This window comes from Halorubrum sp. AS12 (assembly GCF_051122765.1).
GTDB lineage: Archaea > Halobacteriota > Halobacteria > Halobacteriales > Haloferacaceae > Halorubrum > Halorubrum trapanicum.
On record NZ_CP185385.1, the window covers coordinates 2,462,619 to 2,478,260 of the forward strand.

11 protein-coding genes and 3 pseudogenes are annotated in these 15,642 nt (G+C 69.7%); 5 read left to right on the forward strand and 9 right to left on the reverse strand.

The features are described 5' to 3' along the window. Positions 1-27: 27 nt before the first annotated feature. Together ACODNG_RS12565 and ACODNG_RS12570 are read right to left on the reverse strand one after the other, a co-directional pair. Positions 28-2,767 (reverse strand): annotated as a pseudogene (locus ACODNG_RS12565) (AAA domain-containing protein). A gap of 151 nt (positions 2,768-2,918) precedes the next feature. Continuing rightward, positions 2,919-3,293: a hypothetical protein gene (locus ACODNG_RS12570; RefSeq protein ID WP_434521583.1), complete on the reverse strand. Its 375-nt coding sequence runs from the start codon at positions 3,291-3,293 to the stop codon at positions 2,919-2,921. Positions 3,294-3,613: 320 nt separating this feature from the next. On the opposite strand from ACODNG_RS12570, the gene ACODNG_RS12575 reads away from it, so the two are divergent. Further along, entirely contained in the window at positions 3,614-4,165 is a 552-nt protein-coding gene (locus ACODNG_RS12575; protein ID WP_434521584.1) for a hypothetical protein, read from the forward strand. Positions 4,166-4,201: 36 nt separating this feature from the next. Here ACODNG_RS12575 and ACODNG_RS12580 read toward each other — a convergent pair whose 3' ends face one another. From ACODNG_RS12580 to ACODNG_RS12605, 6 genes are all read right to left on the reverse strand, one after another. Further along, entirely contained in the window at positions 4,202-4,600 is a 399-nt protein-coding gene (locus ACODNG_RS12580; protein ID WP_434521585.1) for a hypothetical protein, read from the reverse strand. Between the two features lie 75 nt (positions 4,601-4,675). After that, positions 4,676-5,869 carry a DUF7118 family protein gene (locus ACODNG_RS12585; protein ID WP_434521586.1) on the reverse strand — a complete coding sequence of 398 codons (1,194 nt, stop codon included), beginning with the start codon at positions 5,867-5,869 and terminating at the stop codon, positions 4,676-4,678. Between the two features lie 3 nt (positions 5,870-5,872). Beyond that, entirely contained in the window at positions 5,873-6,256 is a 384-nt protein-coding gene (hisI, locus tag ACODNG_RS12590) for a phosphoribosyl-AMP cyclohydrolase (RefSeq protein WP_434521587.1), read from the reverse strand. 139 nt (positions 6,257-6,395) lie between these two features. Next, positions 6,396-6,824: a GNAT family N-acetyltransferase gene (locus ACODNG_RS12595; protein ID WP_434521588.1), complete on the reverse strand. Its 429-nt coding sequence runs from the start codon at positions 6,822-6,824 to the stop codon at positions 6,396-6,398. 1 nt (position 6,825) lies between these two features. Continuing rightward, positions 6,826-8,160, reverse strand: a complete 1,335-nt coding sequence (locus ACODNG_RS12600; RefSeq protein ID WP_434521589.1) for a DUF92 domain-containing protein — start codon at positions 8,158-8,160, stop codon at positions 6,826-6,828. A gap of 274 nt (positions 8,161-8,434) precedes the next feature. Beyond that, on the reverse strand, positions 8,435-9,214 hold the full coding sequence (locus ACODNG_RS12605) for an HAD-IIA family hydrolase (protein ID WP_434521590.1): 780 nt from the start codon (positions 9,212-9,214) through the stop codon (positions 8,435-8,437). Between the two features lie 151 nt (positions 9,215-9,365). Between ACODNG_RS12605 and ACODNG_RS12610 the strand changes: the two genes are divergently transcribed. The 4 genes and pseudogenes from ACODNG_RS12610 (at position 9,366) to ACODNG_RS12625 (ending at position 13,095) form a co-directional block, all read left to right on the forward strand. Continuing rightward, on the forward strand, positions 9,366-10,139 hold the full coding sequence (locus ACODNG_RS12610) for a GTP cyclohydrolase III (RefSeq protein ID WP_434521591.1): 774 nt from the start codon (positions 9,366-9,368) through the stop codon (positions 10,137-10,139). A 109-nt stretch (positions 10,140-10,248) separates the two neighbouring features. Then, entirely contained in the window at positions 10,249-10,488 is a 240-nt protein-coding gene (locus tag ACODNG_RS12615) for a hypothetical protein (RefSeq protein ID WP_434521592.1), read from the forward strand. A 199-nt stretch (positions 10,489-10,687) separates the two neighbouring features. Further along, positions 10,688-11,600, forward strand: a pseudogene (locus ACODNG_RS12620) (1,4-dihydroxy-2-naphthoyl-CoA synthase). A 52-nt stretch (positions 11,601-11,652) separates the two neighbouring features. Continuing rightward, positions 11,653-13,095, forward strand: a complete 1,443-nt coding sequence (locus ACODNG_RS12625) for a S8 family peptidase (protein WP_434521593.1) — start codon at positions 11,653-11,655, stop codon at positions 13,093-13,095. Positions 13,096-13,245: 150 nt separating this feature from the next. Here the strand turns inward: ACODNG_RS12625 and ACODNG_RS12630 are convergent. Beyond that, positions 13,246-15,533: pseudogene (locus ACODNG_RS12630) on the reverse strand (nitric-oxide reductase large subunit). Positions 15,534-15,642 lie beyond the last annotated feature (109 nt).

The window sequence follows — 15,642 nt, forward strand, 5'->3', positions numbered from 1 at the left end:
CGTGAACGAATCGGGTTGATGACCGTCTCAGCGCCGCGCCCAATCGAGCATCCGCGCGTAGAACGGGTCGGAGCCGAGCGCGTCGGCGTCGCCGACGATCGTCAGCTGCTTTTTCGCCCGGGTAAGCGCGACGTTCACGCGGCGGTGGTCCTCGAAGATGGGACCGTCGAGGTCGCCGGTCGCGACGAACGAGACGAGGATCACCTCCTTCGAGGAGCCTTGGAAGCGGTCGACGGTGTCGACCGTCACGTCGGTCCGGCGACCGATCTCCGCGACCTGCGCGCGGAAGGGGGCGATCACGCCGATATCATCGGGGTCGACGCCGGCGGCCACGTAGGCGTCGACGACCGCGGCGACGCGCTCCGCCTCGCGGACGTTCCGGTTGCCGTCGCGCTCGCCGTCGGGGTCGACGAACCCCACGCCGCCGGTCAGCTCGGGCGCGAGCGCGTCGGGGTCGACGCCGAGGTCCGCGAGCGTCTGCCCGGCCACCTCTGGGGTCGTGGGCCGGAGCGCGCCGTCGTAGAACTCCGCGGAGGCGAACGCTTGGATGCGCTGGCTCATCCGGTACTGCCGGTCGAGCATGACGCTCGCGTCCGGGTACGTCTCGATGAGGCGCTGGAACAGCGACGTCTGGAGGTCGTTCTCCGCGCGGACGACCGGCGGGAGCTGCTCGTGGTCGCCGACGAGGACGAACCGGTCGGCGAGGTTGATCGCGGCGTGGGTGCCCGGCTCCGTGAGCTGGGAGGCCTCGTCGACGAGGGCCACGTCGAACTCGCACTCGCGCATGACCCGGGAGCCGCAGGCCGCGGTGGTGGCGGCGACAACCGGCGCGTCCCGCAGTTCGGCCGCCTTCGCGTTCGGCTCGCCGCGCTGGACCAGCCGCACGTCCTGCATGTCGCCGCGGACGCCGGTCTCGGTCCCGACTCGCAGAACCTCGTCAAAGCCCTGATCGCGCAGCGCTTCGAGGGCGTTGTCAACCGCGCGGTTAGTGAACGCGGAGAGCAGCACCCGGTTGCCCTCGTCGACCAAGGCCCGGATCGTCCGCGCGATGGTGTACGTCTTCCCGGTGCCGGGCGGCCCGTGGATCAGCGCCGAGATCCTCGGCGTCGACCGCGAGTTCGACCGCCTCGTTCTGGGCGTCGTTGTTGCCGATGTACGCGTCTGGGGCATCCTGGGCGTCCGGGTCGTCCGGGTCGTCCGTTCCGGGGCTGCCCGGTGGTCGCTCGCTCGGGTCCCGAAACTCCGGCTCTCGGCGGCCGAACAGCACGTCCTTGCGCTCCGGCTCGCCTTTCAGGACCGCGTCGTGGAGCGCGGTGAGCGAGCGGTCGACGGAGATCTCCGAGGGGTACACGTCGAGCCGGCGCAGTTCGACCGGCTCGTCCGTCTCGACGACGACCTCGTCGCCCCCGAGTTCGGTGATCCGACCGAGTTCCGCGTGGCCGGAGACGGGGTCGCCGTCGCTCGCGAGCGCCACGTCGCCCTCGCGGAGCTTCGAGACGGCGTCGCCCGATTTCCGGGCGCGCAGCTCCCAGCGGGCGTCGTCGATCTCGGTCTGTGCGACCGGTTCGAGGTCGATCAGCGCGCGGTCGTCGGCCGCCCGCTCCTCGGGCGTCTGCTCCCACAGCTTCCGGTACTCGGCGTGGGTCTCGCGGCGCTCCTCCTCGAGCGCGGTGTAGAAGCGGTCGAAGTAGTCGCGCTCCTCGTCGGGGACCGGCGTCCCGACCTGTCCCGCCTTCGACTCCTGGTCGAGCCGGCCGGAGACGACCATACAGGCGTCCTGCTCGAAACAGTAGCTACACGTCGCGTCCGCCTCGTACCCCGTCGGCACCGTGGGGCGCTCACCGGGGTCGTTGAGCGCGCGCCACTCCATCGCCGCGAGGGCGTTGCGCTCGCGCACGACGAACTCCAGGAAGCCCCGCCCGACGGTGAACTCCTTGGCGGGCGCCAGGTCGCCCGACTCCTCGTTGCGGTCGAGGGCGGTGTTTTTCGTGTACAGCAGCGTCCCGATGTCCGGGTCGATGCCGCGCTCGTCCAGCATGAGCGCGTAGCAGGCGGCCTGGACCTTGTCGTGGAAGCGCGGCTCCCGCTTGGTGTTCTTCCCGGTCTTCAGCTCGACCGGCGTGCCGCGCCGGAGCGCGTCCGCCCGCCCCTTCAGTCCGAACGTGGGCGAGATGAGGGTGAACTCCGAGCGCCACGTGTCCTCGTCGGCGAGCGTCCCCTGCGCGAGCCACCCCTCGACGGCGGCGGCGTTGCGGCGCACCTCGTCTTCGACCTCCTCCGTCTCGTAGCCGAGCAGCCCGAGTTCGAGACCGGCCTCCGCGACGCGGTCCTGAACCGAGGCCTCAAGCTCCATCCCGCGGAGCAGGTCGCCGAACACCTCGTGGACGACCGTCCCCTTGACCACCGGGTAGTTGAGCGGGATCCCCGAGAGCTTGTTCAGGTAGTACATCCGGGGACACTGGACCCACGACCGGATCCCGGTCACGTCGACGAGGAAGTCGGGTTCGAGGACGACCCACGACTCGTCGGTCGTCGCGTACCCCGTCTCCCCGCGGTACTCGTCCTCCTCGGGGTCGGTGACGAGCAGCTCCATCCCCGGCGCCGCGTGTTCGGCCGTCTCCGTCCACTTCCCCCACAGCGTCACGTCGACCGGGTCGCCCGCGCCGCGGTCGGGCCGGACCCGCACCTCGCGGAGGTCGCGCTCCCCGTAGGATGTCGACACCGTCCGCGCCTCCCCGACGGAGACGATCGGCCCCCGAACGTTCACGCTCCCGCTCGGCGGCGGCGGCGAAAAACGCTGTCGGTGCGGTCTCTCGGCGATCTCGGTCTGCGCGCCCTCCATCGGCGGATCGCCGCTCGGCGGGCGCTCTCCGTCGCTCGTCGGGGGACTCCCGCCCGTCGATAGGCTTCGGGGGCGGTCACGGTGAGCGGCCGACCGGATCGACCTCGGGTAACCGGAGCTGTTCGGTCTCCGTTTCCGCGGGCAGGCCGACGACGTCTTGGAGGTGAGTCCCACACAGTCGCGGCGTCTCCGACCCGATCGGAAACGTCTCGTGGCGGATCTCGCCGTCCGGGGTCTCGACGTACTCGATCTCGCGGAGCGCCAGCGCGAACCGACCGCCGTCGCCACAGAGGAGACAGCGGGAATCGCCGTCCCAGTCGCCGTTTTCGAGCGCTTCGCCGAAGTGACTCCGCTCGCACGACCGACAGTAGCCGCTCAGCACCGACTCGCCGTGAACGTCGATGATCGCCCGCTTGCGGACCTGGCGATCCTCACACGACGCACATCTCATTACATGTTCCCCAGTGGGAATACTGATTCCACGAAACGAGTGATAAATGTAGCTACCGTCCTGAAAGTGGTCAATAATTTCATAGTTCATAAACAATAGGGTCGTCGTAGTCTATCGATTTTTGACGATAGTTTCAGGTCTCAAAGAAGAAGTGAACGGGTTCGGGTCAGCGGCGAAGTGAAACAGAAAACCGTTGACAGGAGCGCCCGAACGACGATCCTCGGTACCGATGGGCACACCTGAACCTCCGTATCGGGTGGAACACCGATCGAACCCGCCGCGACCGACATTCTCATGACGACGAGGCGGCAATCTCTGATATGCGCGTGCGAGACTGGAACGACATCCTCGCGGACGTCGCGAGCGACTCGACCGACCCCGACGGCTGGCGTGCGGTCGCCGGCTCCCGCCGCGGCGGTCTCGGCGAGGACCTCTACTTCGGCCACCCGAGCGTCGGACTCTACCACCTGAAGACGTACGCGAAGAACCCACACGACCTCCGCGGCGTCGGCACGCAGGTCGCCCGGAAGGTCGACGACGAACTCGACCCGCTCCTCCCGGACGCCGAAAGCGACGGGCGGTTCGCGGTCCGGTCGGCGCCCGAAGACGAGGACCACGCCGAGGAGATGGCGACGCGACTCACCGAGACGCTGAAGGTCCACGCCGAGGCGCCGACCGACCCCGACCACCTCTTCGAGGACGTGATGGAGGCGGTCGAGTCGCCCGCGTTCGGGCCGATGGAGTACGAGTTCGACGGCCGCCCCGACGAGCTGGACGAACTCTCCGACACCTTCGAGGAGGCCGAGGAGCTGCTCACCTCGGAGCTGGACGACCTGATCGAAGACGACGACGTCGACCGCGGATTCCACTGAGGCGGGGCGATCGGCCGCCGTATCGCCGTCGTCCGCCTATATCGCCGTCACCCACGCTTGGTACTCCTCGTTGAGCTCGTACACCTCGCGGAAGGCGCGCTCGACGAACCCGGAAACGCGGTTCGCGTCCGAGCGCGCGGTGACGACCGCGTTCGTCCCCTCGGCCTCCTCCGGGCTGACGAGCTCGTCGATCCGGAACTCGGGGAACTCCGAGAGCAGCGACTTCAGTCGCTCCAGCTCCTCGTCGGTACAGTCCATGATGAGTTCGGTGCCCGCCAACTGGATCCACGGCGGCACCTCGCCGCCCTCGGTGTCGTCGCTGTCGGGGTCGACGTCGACGGTCATCACGTCGCCGGAGCGCGCGCGGTGCGCGGCCGCGGCGTCGGCGAACAGCTTCAGCCGCTCGTCCTCGGTCGCGGCGTCGAATCGGGTCATACTCCCGCTCGGCCGCGGCGGGGCTTAAAATCCGCACTCCGCGGCGGCGGGGATCCGTCGACGGCCGCGCCGCACTCACTCCCGCTCCGTCTCGCTCAACACGTCGTCGACGACCGAGAGCGTCCGCTCGGCCTCGGCGACCCGCGCGCCGGCCTCGCCGCGCTCGATCAGGGCCAGGTCGGGTTCGTCGAGCGCGTCGCGCACCTCGGCCGCGCGGCGGAGCCGCTCGTACTCGTCGGTCCGCGCGAGCTCCCGTACCGAGCGCAGGGTCGCGACGACCTCGTCGTCGGCGATCCGTCCCACCAGCGGGACCAGCTCGTCTATCTCGTAGGCGAGCTCGTCGCCCGGCTTCGGCGGCCAGTCGAGCGTCAGCGGATCGCCGTCGAGCCGTTCGAGGTACGTCCGGTGGACCGCGACCGCGGTGCGGAGCGCGCCCGGATCGTCGACGTAGTGCTCCAGCTTGGAGTTCGTGTAGTCGGCGTACTCCAGTAAGGTCGCCGGCGGCTCCTCGCCGGCCGCGTGCGACTCGACGTACTCGGCGAGGTCGGTCGGCGGCACGTCGACGTCGACGAACGGCGTCCCGTCCGCGCGGTCGAGGAAGTCGAACACCTCGCGGGCGGACGCCGACTTGAAGAACTCCCGGAAGGCCTCGCGGATCCCCTCGTCGTACGCCTCGATCGGATTGCGGAGGCGGGAGAGGTCCGCGTCGAGGTCGGCGTCGGCCATGTCGGCGACCTCGCGGAGCTCGTCGAGCCGCGATTCGAGGCGCTTGCGGGCCTCGCGGGCGTCCTTCCGCGCCGCCCGGTAGTCGTCGACCGCGTCGTCGTACGCCTCCAGCAGGTCGACGAACTCCCCGGCCGGCTCCAGCGCGTCGCGGGCGTCCGCGAAGTCCGACTCCGAGAGCCGGCGCTTGTCGACCGCCTCGTCGGCCGCCTCGAAGGCGTCGCTGGCGGGGAGATCCTCGTCCACGTCGACCGCGTCGCCGAACTCGCCGCGGAAGCGGACGTACGACTCGAAGTCGCCGGAGCCGACCGCGTCCTCCTCGTACCGGTCGAGGATGCGCTGCGCGCGGCGGTACGCGTCGGCGGCGGCCTCGACGCGGTCGCGGCCGTAGCCGTCGATCCGCGACGTCGTCCGGCGGAGCTCGTCGTAGCGCTCGCGGAGCCGCGCGGCCGCCTCGCCCGCCTCGGCGACGGGGTCGTCCGCGTCGCTCTCGGCGTCGCTGCGGGCGGCCCGGCCGCCGTCGGTCCTTCGGTTCCCGTCGGCCATCGATCAGTACACCTCGTCGGGGTCGAAGACGCGCTCCCCGACGTGCTCGCCGTCTATCGTCCGGTGGAAACACGACCGGTGGCCGGTGTGGCAGGCGCCGCCCTCCTGCTCGACGAGGTACAGCAGGGTGTCGGCGTCGCAGTCCACCCGGACCTCCCGAACCGACTGGGTGTGACCCGAGGTGCCGCCCTTGTGCCACAGCTCCTCGCGGGACCGGGAGTAGTAGTGGGCCTCGCCGGTCTCGCGGGTGCGAGAGAGCGCCTCCGGCGAGACGTGCGCGAGCATCAGCACCTCGCCGGAGTTAGCGTCCTGGGCGACCGCCGGGACCAACCCGTCGTCGCCGAAGTCGACCTCGATCGACCCGGTCTCCGCGTCGGCGTCACTCATGGCTGTCCGGAGGCGTGGCGCTCGAATAGTCCTTGTGCCTGCGGTCACCGCGCGGGAGCGTCCCGCGAGGCGTCTCGGAGCCGGTCTCCGCCCCGGAACGGATCGGACGTATTACCCGCCCCGGGGCGGATTGGACGCGCTACTCCCGCCGCATCACGAGCGCGTCGCCGTCGGCGTACGCGTCCGGCCGCCGCTCCGCGACCTCGAAGCCGAGCGACTCGTACAGCGCGAGCGCGGCGTCGTTGTCGGGGTGCGCCTGGAGCGTCACCGGCCCGTCGGCGTCCGCGACCGTCGCGGCGAGCAGCGCGCGCGCTCGGCCCTCGCGCCGGAATCCGGGGGCGACGACGAGCTCCGCGACGTGGACGCCCGGGCGATTCGCGCCATCCACCGGCAGCAGGTAGCCGACGACGCGGCCGTCGGCGACGCTCACGCGCGCGGCGCCCACCGCGAGACCGTACTCCAAGAGGTCCGGGCTGGGCTGGCGGAGGTGCGACTGGAGCTCGCGGATCCGGTCGGCGTCGGCGGGCCGCCCCGGACGGACCCGGGGGTCGATATCGCCGTCCGCCATCTCACACCACCGCCCAGAGCGCGACGGCGACGGCGGCACCGGCGAGCGTCGCGAGGAAGTTCACGGTCTGGTTGCCGACCCGGTCGCCCTCGATCAGGGCGCCGAGGAGGCTGTCGACGGTCATCCCGGCGACGCCGCCGGCGACGACCGCGCCACCCGCGGCGACGCCGCCGGGGGCGACCGGGTCGAGGTAGGGCGCCCCGCCGGCTGCGAGCGCGCCGACGAGCAGCGCCCCGGAGAGACCCGCTAGCTCGCCCTGCCAAGTGATCGCGCCGTCGGTCCCGGGTTCGACGGGCCGGAGCGTCGTCACCAGCCGCGGCCCGTCGTAGAGACCGCCGATCTCCGAGGAGAGCGTGTCGGCCATCGCGGTCGCCGTCGCGCCCGCGAACGCGAAGCCGAGCGGGGCGGCAGGGACGGCGAGGTGCGGCGCGGCGGCGTAGCCGACCACCGCCGCGAGCGCGACGGCGGAGTTCGCCAGCACGTTGCCGGTGCCGCGGGCCCCCTCGTTCTCCTGTGCGACCCCCCGGGCGGCCTTCTCGTCGAACCGGTACTTCGAGGCCAGCCCCCCGATCGCGTAGAAGGACATCAGCGTGAGGAACCAGCCGACACCGCCGAGGACGACCGCGAGCAGCGCGGAGACGACCCCCGTGAGCATCCCCGCGACCGAGGCGGTGCCGATAGCGAAGGAGACGTAGCCGAGCGCCCCGGTCACGGCGAGACCGACGACGATGAGTGGGGCGTCGACGGTCGGCTCCAAGGCGAGGAACCCCCACGTCACGAACGCGACGAGGATCGTCGTGATGTGCGCGTCCCGAGAGAACACCAGCGAGCGGACGAGCGCGGCCGTCAGCGCCGCCGCCGCCGCGAGGAAGACGAGCAGGGGGACCGCCTCGGCGTCGACGGGGGCGTCGGTCTGGAGGCGCACCGCGATCTGTCCGGCGAGGGCGGCGGCCGTCCCGGTGACGACGTAGCCGGCGACGAGCGGGAACTCGTCGGCCGTCCGCCGGGAGACGAGGGTTCGACCGAGGCGGCCGGCGCCGACCGCGAGCGTCGCGGCCGCGAACGCCTCGTAGGGTAGCGGGGCGCGCGGCAGCGACGCGAACAGGGCGAGACCGGCGCCGGCGAGCGCGAAGGAGACGAACCCGTAGAGGCGCTCCTCCTCGCGGTCGCCCGGCAGCGCGAGCGTCTCGAACCACTCGCCGTCGCGGACTCCGAAGAACGCGACACCGGCGACGGCGAAGAAGGGAACGGCGGCGGCGGCGCCGAGCGCCGGCGCGAGGGCCGCGAAGGCGGCCACCGCGGCGAAAACACTCGCTCGTCGGAGCCTCCGTATCACACCCTCGGCTACCCGCGACGACCACTTAACGGTCCCGACAGCCGTCGGGCGGTCGGTCGCGGAACCCAGCCGACGCGACGACGCCGTCAGTATCGGTACTCGTTGAACTGGACCGCGTGTCCCTCCAGCACGCGGACGGACTCCTCCGGATCCTCCTCGTCGTCCCCGGTCCGATCTTCGTGTGAGTCAACCACTCCCATGTGCGAGCGGTACACTCGCTCGCATATAACTGTTGTTAACGTGGCGAAGGTGATCGACCGCTCAGAGACGATCCTCAGCCGACAATACGGTCGATCTCGCCGAGGTGATCGAGCACGTGGTCGGGGGAGAGTTCGGACGCCGCGAGGTCGTCGTCGTCGGTGACGCCCGAGCGGACGAGGACCGTCGTCATCCCGGCGCGCTCTCCCAGCGCGATGTCCGTGTTGAGCCGATCCCCGACGACGAGACACTCCTCGGGCGGGTAGGGGAGCCGCTCGCGGACCATCTCGATCGCGGTGTCCGAGGGCTTGCCGAGGACTGCGTCCGGGTCGCGCTCGGCCACGCCCGCGACCGCGTTGATCACGGCGCCCGACCCGGGTACGTCGCGCTCGGGGGCCGGGATCACCACGTCGGGGTCGGTGCCGATGAAGGGGATCTCGCGCTCCAAGGCCCACAGCGCGGTACAGAGGTCCTCGTAGTCGAACTCGCGGTCGATGGAAGCGATCAGGGCATCGGCGGCGTCGACGTCGTCGGTCGTCGAGAGACCGGCGTCCGCGAACTGAGCGAGCAGTCCGGGGTCGGCGATACAGAGCAGGTCGTCGTTCGCGTGGTGTTCTCGGAGGTACCGCGTCGTCACGCTGCCCGCGGTGAGCACGCGCTCGGCGTCGATGTCGTACCCCGCGGCGCCGAGGCGGTCGACGTACGCGGGCGGCGCCTTTGTCGGGTTGTTCGAGACGAACAGGGTCTCGATACCGGTCTCCCGGAGCCGCCGGTATCCCGCCGGGGCGCCCGGGATCGGATCGTCGCCGCGCACCACCGTACCGTCGACGTCGAGGACGGCGCCGCTGAATTCCATATCCGGAGTGGGGACGCCACGGCCGTAGGGGTTGCGCCCGGGTCCACGGCGGACCGGTCCCGTCCGGGACCGACGATCACGAACACGATACAGGTCCCACCTTCGGGATAACGGAAGGGTAAAGCGGCCGCGTTCCGTACCGGTGTCCACTGTGACGACGACCCAGGTGACCCTCGTCCAGATCGACAACTACGGGCCGTGGACGACGACGCCGGAGCCGCGCCGCGAGATGGACCTCCAGACGCTCCAGTCGCGGCTCTTCGCCGACGTCGCCCAGTTCCTGGGCCACCGCGACGCCTACGTCTTCTTCACCAGGTTTGACAACATGATCGCGGTGACGAACGGCGTCGACGGCGCGGCCCACGCGACCCTCCAGGAGTCGATCGGCAACCGCTACCCGGTCAGCGTCAGCCTCGGCACCGCCGTCGCCGAGCGCCCCGTCGACGCGCTCGAAGCGGCGAACCGGCGGCTCCAGACCGCGGGCAGCGCCCAAGACGAGAGCCGGACCGAGGTGCTCGCCGGCGAGTACCTCTCGGAGACGAACCGGTCGGACCTCCAGGTCGCGCACTTCGACGTGGTCAACGCGACCGGCAAGTACACCGACCGGCTCAACGAGTTCGACACGTTCATCAATATCGAACAGGCGTACGGCTCGCTGATGCGCCACCTCCGCGAGGCGCACGGCGCCCTCTCCTTCTTCGTCGGCGGCGACAACGTCGTGGCGGTCTGCCCCGACCTCCCCGAGACCGCGTTCTCGTCGGCGGTCGAGCACGTCGAGGAGGACGTCGACATCGAGCTTCAGGTCGGCGTCGGTCAGGGGGCCTCCGCCCACGAGGCCGGCTTCGCGGCCAAACACGCCCTCGAGGACTGCCGACACGACGGGACGAGCGTCGAACTGTTCGGCGCGCCCGCCGTCGGCGACTGACCGCGCGGTCCCGTAGTCGGTCGTTTTACGGCCGCCTCTCTCGCCCGAAATCACATCTGATAATTTGGGTGCGAGATTTTTATACCCCGGTCGGGAACCTCCGGTTAGCATGTCAGAGGAGATAGTGTTCGTCTGTACGGCGGACGGCTGTAACGAGGGCCCGTGGGAGGGCTCGCACGACGCGATGGCGCACTGCTCCGAGCAGCCGGACCACGGCTACACCGGGATGCCGCGGTCGGAGATCGATCCGGCCCGCGAAGTCATCCCCGCGACCGCGACGCGGAAACGCGACAACCGCAACCTCCAGCACAAGGGCCACCCGAAGGGTGCGTACGCGCAGGACGACTGACGAACTCCGGCGGACTGGCCGGGATTCCGGCGTCCGCCCCCGGCGCTGGGGCCGGCTCCCCGTTCTCGTCGCCTAGCGCCGCGGAGAGTCGACTCTCTGAACCGGCGGTTCTCACTCCCCGTTCAATCCTACGCCGTTTATGGGTGGCCCGGGCGTCGATCCGGAGCCGTTTATGGGCGTCCCGGGCGTACGTACCCGCATGGTCTCGGAGATATTCGATCCCGACGCGTGGGAGCCGGTCACCGACGAGTTCGACGACATCACCTACCACCGCGCCGTCGACGTCCCCGCGGTCCGGATCGCCTTCGACCGTCCCGCGGTCCGCAACGCGTTCCGCCCCGGCACGGTCGACGAGCTGTACGCCGCGCTCGACCACGCGCGCAAGCAGGCCGACGTCGGCACCGTCCTCCTCACCGGCAACGGTCCCTCCGAGAAGGACGGCGGCTGGGCGTTCTGCTCGGGCGGCGACCAGTCGGTCCGTGGCGGCTCCGGCTACGAGTACCGCGACGACGACGAGGCCGGCGACGACGACGACGACCTCGTTCGTTCGGCGCGGGCGGGCCGGCTCCACATCCTCGAAGTCCAGCGGCTGATCCGGTTCATGCCGAAGCCGGTCGTCGCGGTCGTCCCCGGCTGGGCGGTCGGCGGCGGCCACTCGCTGCGACGTCGTCTGCGACATGACCCTCGCCAGCGAGGAACACGGGAAGTTCCTCCAGACCGACCCCGATGTCGGCTCCTTCGACGGCGGGTTCGGCTCCGCGTACCTCGCGAAACAGATTGGCCAGAAGAAGGCCCGCGAGGTGTTCTTCCGCGGGAAGACCTACTCGGCCGAGGAGGCCGCGGACATGGGGATGGTCAACGAGGTCGTCGCACACGGGGAGCTGGAGGAGGTGGCCTTGGAGTGGGCCGACGAGATGACCCGGAAGTCGCCGACCGCGATGCGCATGCTGAAGTACGCGTTCAACATGGCCGACGACGGGATGGTCGGCCAGCAGGTGTTCGCGGGCGAGGCGACCCGCCTCGCGTACATGACCGAGGAGGCTCAGGAGGGCCGCGACGCGTTCTTGGAGGGTCGGGAGCCGGAGTTCCGCGAGTACCCCTGGCACTACTAAGTTTCCTCTATGAACACTATTATGTAAGTTGTCTGTACTCTGTAAGAGAGTCATGCGACAACATAGCAGGCGGCGGTTTCTCGAAGGAGCGGGCGTAACACTTGGCGGCCTCGCGTTCGGCACGGGGAACGTCTCGGCGACGACAGACGACGAGCGATTCCTCATCAACCTCCGGAAGGTCGACCGCAGCGACGTGCCGGACGACGTGGAGATCATCCACGACCTCTCGGCGGCCGACGTGCTGGTCGCTCGCGGCGATCAGACCCGCGTCGGTAGCGCGACGGCGACGGCGCCGGACGTGAAGATCGACCGCAGCGACGACGAGACCGGGGCGGTCGTCGAGTCCGAGGGGCCGGCGGCCGCGGGCGACTCCGCGAGCCACAACCACGACGGGGCGCCGAGCAACACCGAGTACCAGTGGGACAAGCGCGAGCAGGCGGTCAGCGCCGAACTCACCGACAAGCCCGGCGGCGGGAAGTTCGTCCACGACACGACGACGGGCGAGGGGACCCGCGTCGCCGTCGTCGACTCCGGCGTCTACGACGACCACCCGGACCTGGAGGGCGTCGTCAACGCGGAACTCTCGGTGAACATCACCGGCGACGGCTTCGACTTCCGTCCCAACGGCGCGGGCAACCACGGCACCCACGTCGCGGGAACGATCGCTGCGACGAACGACAACGACGGTCCCGCCGGCGGCGTGCTCGGCACGGCGCCGGACACCGAGATCGTCGCGGTTCGGATGTTCTCCGGTCTGGAGGGGTACGCGGGCGACGGTCTCGCCGGCTGGGAGTACGCCGCGGGGATCGGCTGTGACGCGATCAACTACAGCGTCGGCTACACGGTCGCCGACACCGTCGAGTACCCGAGCCTGATCGCCCTCGAACAGATGATCAGTCAGGTCGCGGAGTACGTTCGCTCGCAGGGGACGGTCATTGTCAACTCCGCGGGCAACTCTTCGCTGGACATGGACGCCGAGAACATCCTCAGCCTCCCGACGGAGGCCGACGGCGTCTTCGGCGTGAGCGCGACCGGTCCCATCGGCTACGGCTGGGGCGGCAAACACAGCGACAACGAGGCCAAGTGGCTCACCGGGAACCGCCTGGCGGAGCCGACGACCGAGCCGGCGTTCTACACGAACTACGGCTCAGCCGTCGACGTGAGCGCCGGCGGCGGAAACGTCGACCAGGAGGCGCTCGCGAACAACCCGGACGCCTACAACGACCTCGTCTACTCCACGGTCAACGTCTCCGGTCCCGACGGGGAACAGACCGCGTCCTACGGCTGGAAGGCCGGGACCTCGATGGCGGCGCCGCAGGTCACCGGCGCGGTCGCGCTCGTCCGGTCGCTCCGTCCCGACGCCTCCGTCGATGAGATCGAGTCCCTCATCCAGGAGACCGCCAACATGCCCGAGGCGGGCGAGACCTATCACGGCGCGGGCCACCTCGATCTCGAGGCCCTCGTCCAGGAAGCCAGCAAGAAGAAGGGGAAGTGATGCGACCGAAAGAAGCCTGACGCGATCGGCGCGAGCCACGCGCGTCAGGCAGCGGCTTCAGCCGACGAACGGATCCGGCCGACGAACGGGCGCCGGGTGAGACCGCCGCGCTCCTGATTCTCGTCGCTCGCGAAAACGAGAGGGGAACCGTCAGTCGTCGTCGCCGACGATCCCCTCTGCGACCGCCATGTCGTCGATCGTGGGGTCGTCCTCGGAGCGCCGGAGGACGAACCGCTTGCGGATCAGGTCCGCGAAGTAGACCGCGGTCCCGAGGATGAGCAGCGTGTCACCGGGGAGCCGCGCCCAGAACAGCGTCTGGACGAGGTCGCCCTCGTAGAAGCCGAGGCTGCGGGCCGCGGCGTAGCCTTCCGTGAACGCGACGTCGAGCTGGAGGAAGCCGACCGGGAGCACCGAGACGAACACCATCAGCGCCAGCCCGACGTTCCAGAGCCAGAACGACGCGCGGAGCCACGAGCCGTCCCAGCGGTCGGGGTCGATCGACAGCTGGAGCATGTACGCGACCATGCCGAGCGCGAGGAAGCCGAACGCGCCGAACATCGCGGCGTGGGCGTGCCCGACGGTGAGGTACGTCCCGTGCTCGTAGTAGTTGATGAGCGGGAGGTTGATGAAGAAGCCGAGGACGCCGGCCCCGACGAAGTTCCACACCCCGCTGGCGACGATGAACATGAAGGGGAGCTTGTACGGGAACCCGGTCTCGCTCATCGCGCGGTACTGGCCGATCGCCTCGTAGAGGATGAAGATCAGCGGGAGCAGCTCCAGCGTCGAGAAGACGCTGCCGATCGGCACCCAGTAGTCGGGCATTCCGATCCACCAGTAGTGGTGGGAGACGCCGATGACGCCGGTCCCCATCACGAGCAGCGCCTGGAGCATCACCGCCTTCTCCGCGCTGCGCCGCGAGAGCAGGTTCATCGAGACGAGTGTGAGTCCGATGATGGCGACGATGAAGAACTCGAAGGCGCCCTCGACCCACATGTGGACGACCCACCAGCGCCAGAACTCCGTGACGGCGATGTTCGTCGACGGCGTGAACATGAAGCCGGCGACGAAAAGCAGGGTGATCGAGCCGCCCGCGTAGAGGATCATGTGCGCCAGCCCGTACACCGGCTCGCGGTCGAGCAGCGGCTTCAGGCCGCGGATCGCGAGGACCGCCCAGAGGACGAACCCGACGAGGAGGCCGCCCTGCCACACCTTCCCGACTTCGAGGTACTCCAGCCCCTCGTTGCCGAGCAGCCACCAGAGCTCGCCCGGGAGGTAGCCGTTCGCGCCGAGCCAGATGCCGCCCATCCCGCCGACCACGACGACGACGAGCGCGCCGAGCAGGACGTTCACGTACGCTCCCTGCCGCTTCGGCTCGTGACCGGTGAGCAGCGGCGGGAGGAACAGGCCGGCGCCGAGCCACGTCGACGCGATCCAGAGGATCCCCAGATCGATGTGCCACGTCTTCGCGATGGAGAAGGGGAGCAGTTGGAGGATGTGGATCCCGAACACCTGCTCTACCCCGAAGAACCCCGCCCGTTCGATGTAGAAGTGCGCGAGCAGCCCCCTAACAGCACTTGCGCCAGGAACAGCCCCGCCGCGATGGGGATGAACCGAAGCGCGGCGCGCTGGCTCGGGAAGACGCTCACGTCCCCCGGCTTCGGCACCGAGAGTCCCTCCGCCGACGGTTCCGGGAGCTTCACCGACTTGTACAGCAATATCGCGGCGCCAGCGGCGCCGACGAGCAGCACCATCGCGATGACGCTCCAGATCATCGCCGAGCCGGTAGCGTCGTTGCCGGCGCCGGGCGAGTAGGGCCACTCGTTGGTGTACGAGTGGTCGGCGTTCGGGCGGTCGGTGTGTGAGAACCACGCGGTCCACAGCGCGAAGTCCGCGAACGACCGGGCCTCCTCCTCAGAGTCGATCATCTCGACCGGGACGCCGCGGTCGTGGTCGCCCTCGTGGTAGCGCTCGACGTACGTCTCCCGCACCTGCTCGTGCGCGTACATCTCCGCGGCGGAGTACTCCACGGTGTCGCTCCCGTCGTGCGACTGGTCGAGTTCGTCGCGGACGAGCGCATCGATCCGCGACTGCTCGCCGGAGTCGAGGTCGCCGTACGCCGCGCCGTACTCGGCGTCGGCGTAGTACTCGCGCATGTGTTGGGTCTTCAACTCCAGCGTCTCGGCGGTGTAGTCCTCGCCGTAGTACGCTCCGTTGCCGAGTATCGACCCGTGGTTCATCAGCCCGTACTGTTGGAACGCCTCCTTCCCGTCTTGGACCTCGGTCCCCGTGACGACCGTCTCGCCGTCGGGACCGACGACCTCGTCGGGTATCGGCGGCGCCTCCTGATACGCGAACCACGCCCCGGCGCCCATCACGACCAGGTTGAGCAGGAACGCCGCGACGATCACTTTCGCTATCGTCTTGCGCGTGAGTTCCATCGGGTGTGCGTACCGTCGAGACGCCCTATGGGTTTGGCGGCAACATGTTCGGTCGGTTTCCCGACCGCCGAAAGCGCTTCAGTCGGGCGTTTTCGACCGATCTCGACGG

What these genes read in the sequence shown, in the direction of transcription:
- ACODNG_RS12570 (WP_434521583.1), bottom strand. Translation starts at nt 3,293, where the DNA reads ATGAGATGTGCGTCGTGTGAGGATCGCCAGGTCCGCAAGCGGGCGATC.
- ACODNG_RS12575 (WP_434521584.1), top strand. Translation starts at nt 3,614, where the DNA reads ATGCGCGTGCGAGACTGGAACGACATCCTCGCGGACGTCGCGAGCGAC.
- ACODNG_RS12580 (WP_434521585.1), bottom strand. Translation starts at nt 4,600, where the DNA reads ATGACCCGATTCGACGCCGCGACCGAGGACGAGCGGCTGAAGCTGTTC.
- ACODNG_RS12585 (WP_434521586.1), bottom strand. Translation starts at nt 5,869, where the DNA reads ATGGCCGACGGGAACCGAAGGACCGACGGCGGCCGGGCCGCCCGCAGC.
- hisI (WP_434521587.1), bottom strand. Translation starts at nt 6,256, where the DNA reads ATGAGTGACGCCGACGCGGAGACCGGGTCGATCGAGGTCGACTTCGGC.
- ACODNG_RS12595 (WP_434521588.1), bottom strand. Translation starts at nt 6,824, where the DNA reads ATGGCGGACGGCGATATCGACCCCCGGGTCCGTCCGGGGCGGCCCGCC.
- ACODNG_RS12605 (WP_434521590.1), bottom strand. Translation starts at nt 9,214, where the DNA reads ATGGAATTCAGCGGCGCCGTCCTCGACGTCGACGGTACGGTGGTGCGC.
- ACODNG_RS12615 (WP_434521592.1), top strand. Translation starts at nt 10,249, where the DNA reads ATGTCAGAGGAGATAGTGTTCGTCTGTACGGCGGACGGCTGTAACGAG.
- ACODNG_RS12625 (WP_434521593.1), top strand. Translation starts at nt 11,653, where the DNA reads ATGCGACAACATAGCAGGCGGCGGTTTCTCGAAGGAGCGGGCGTAACA.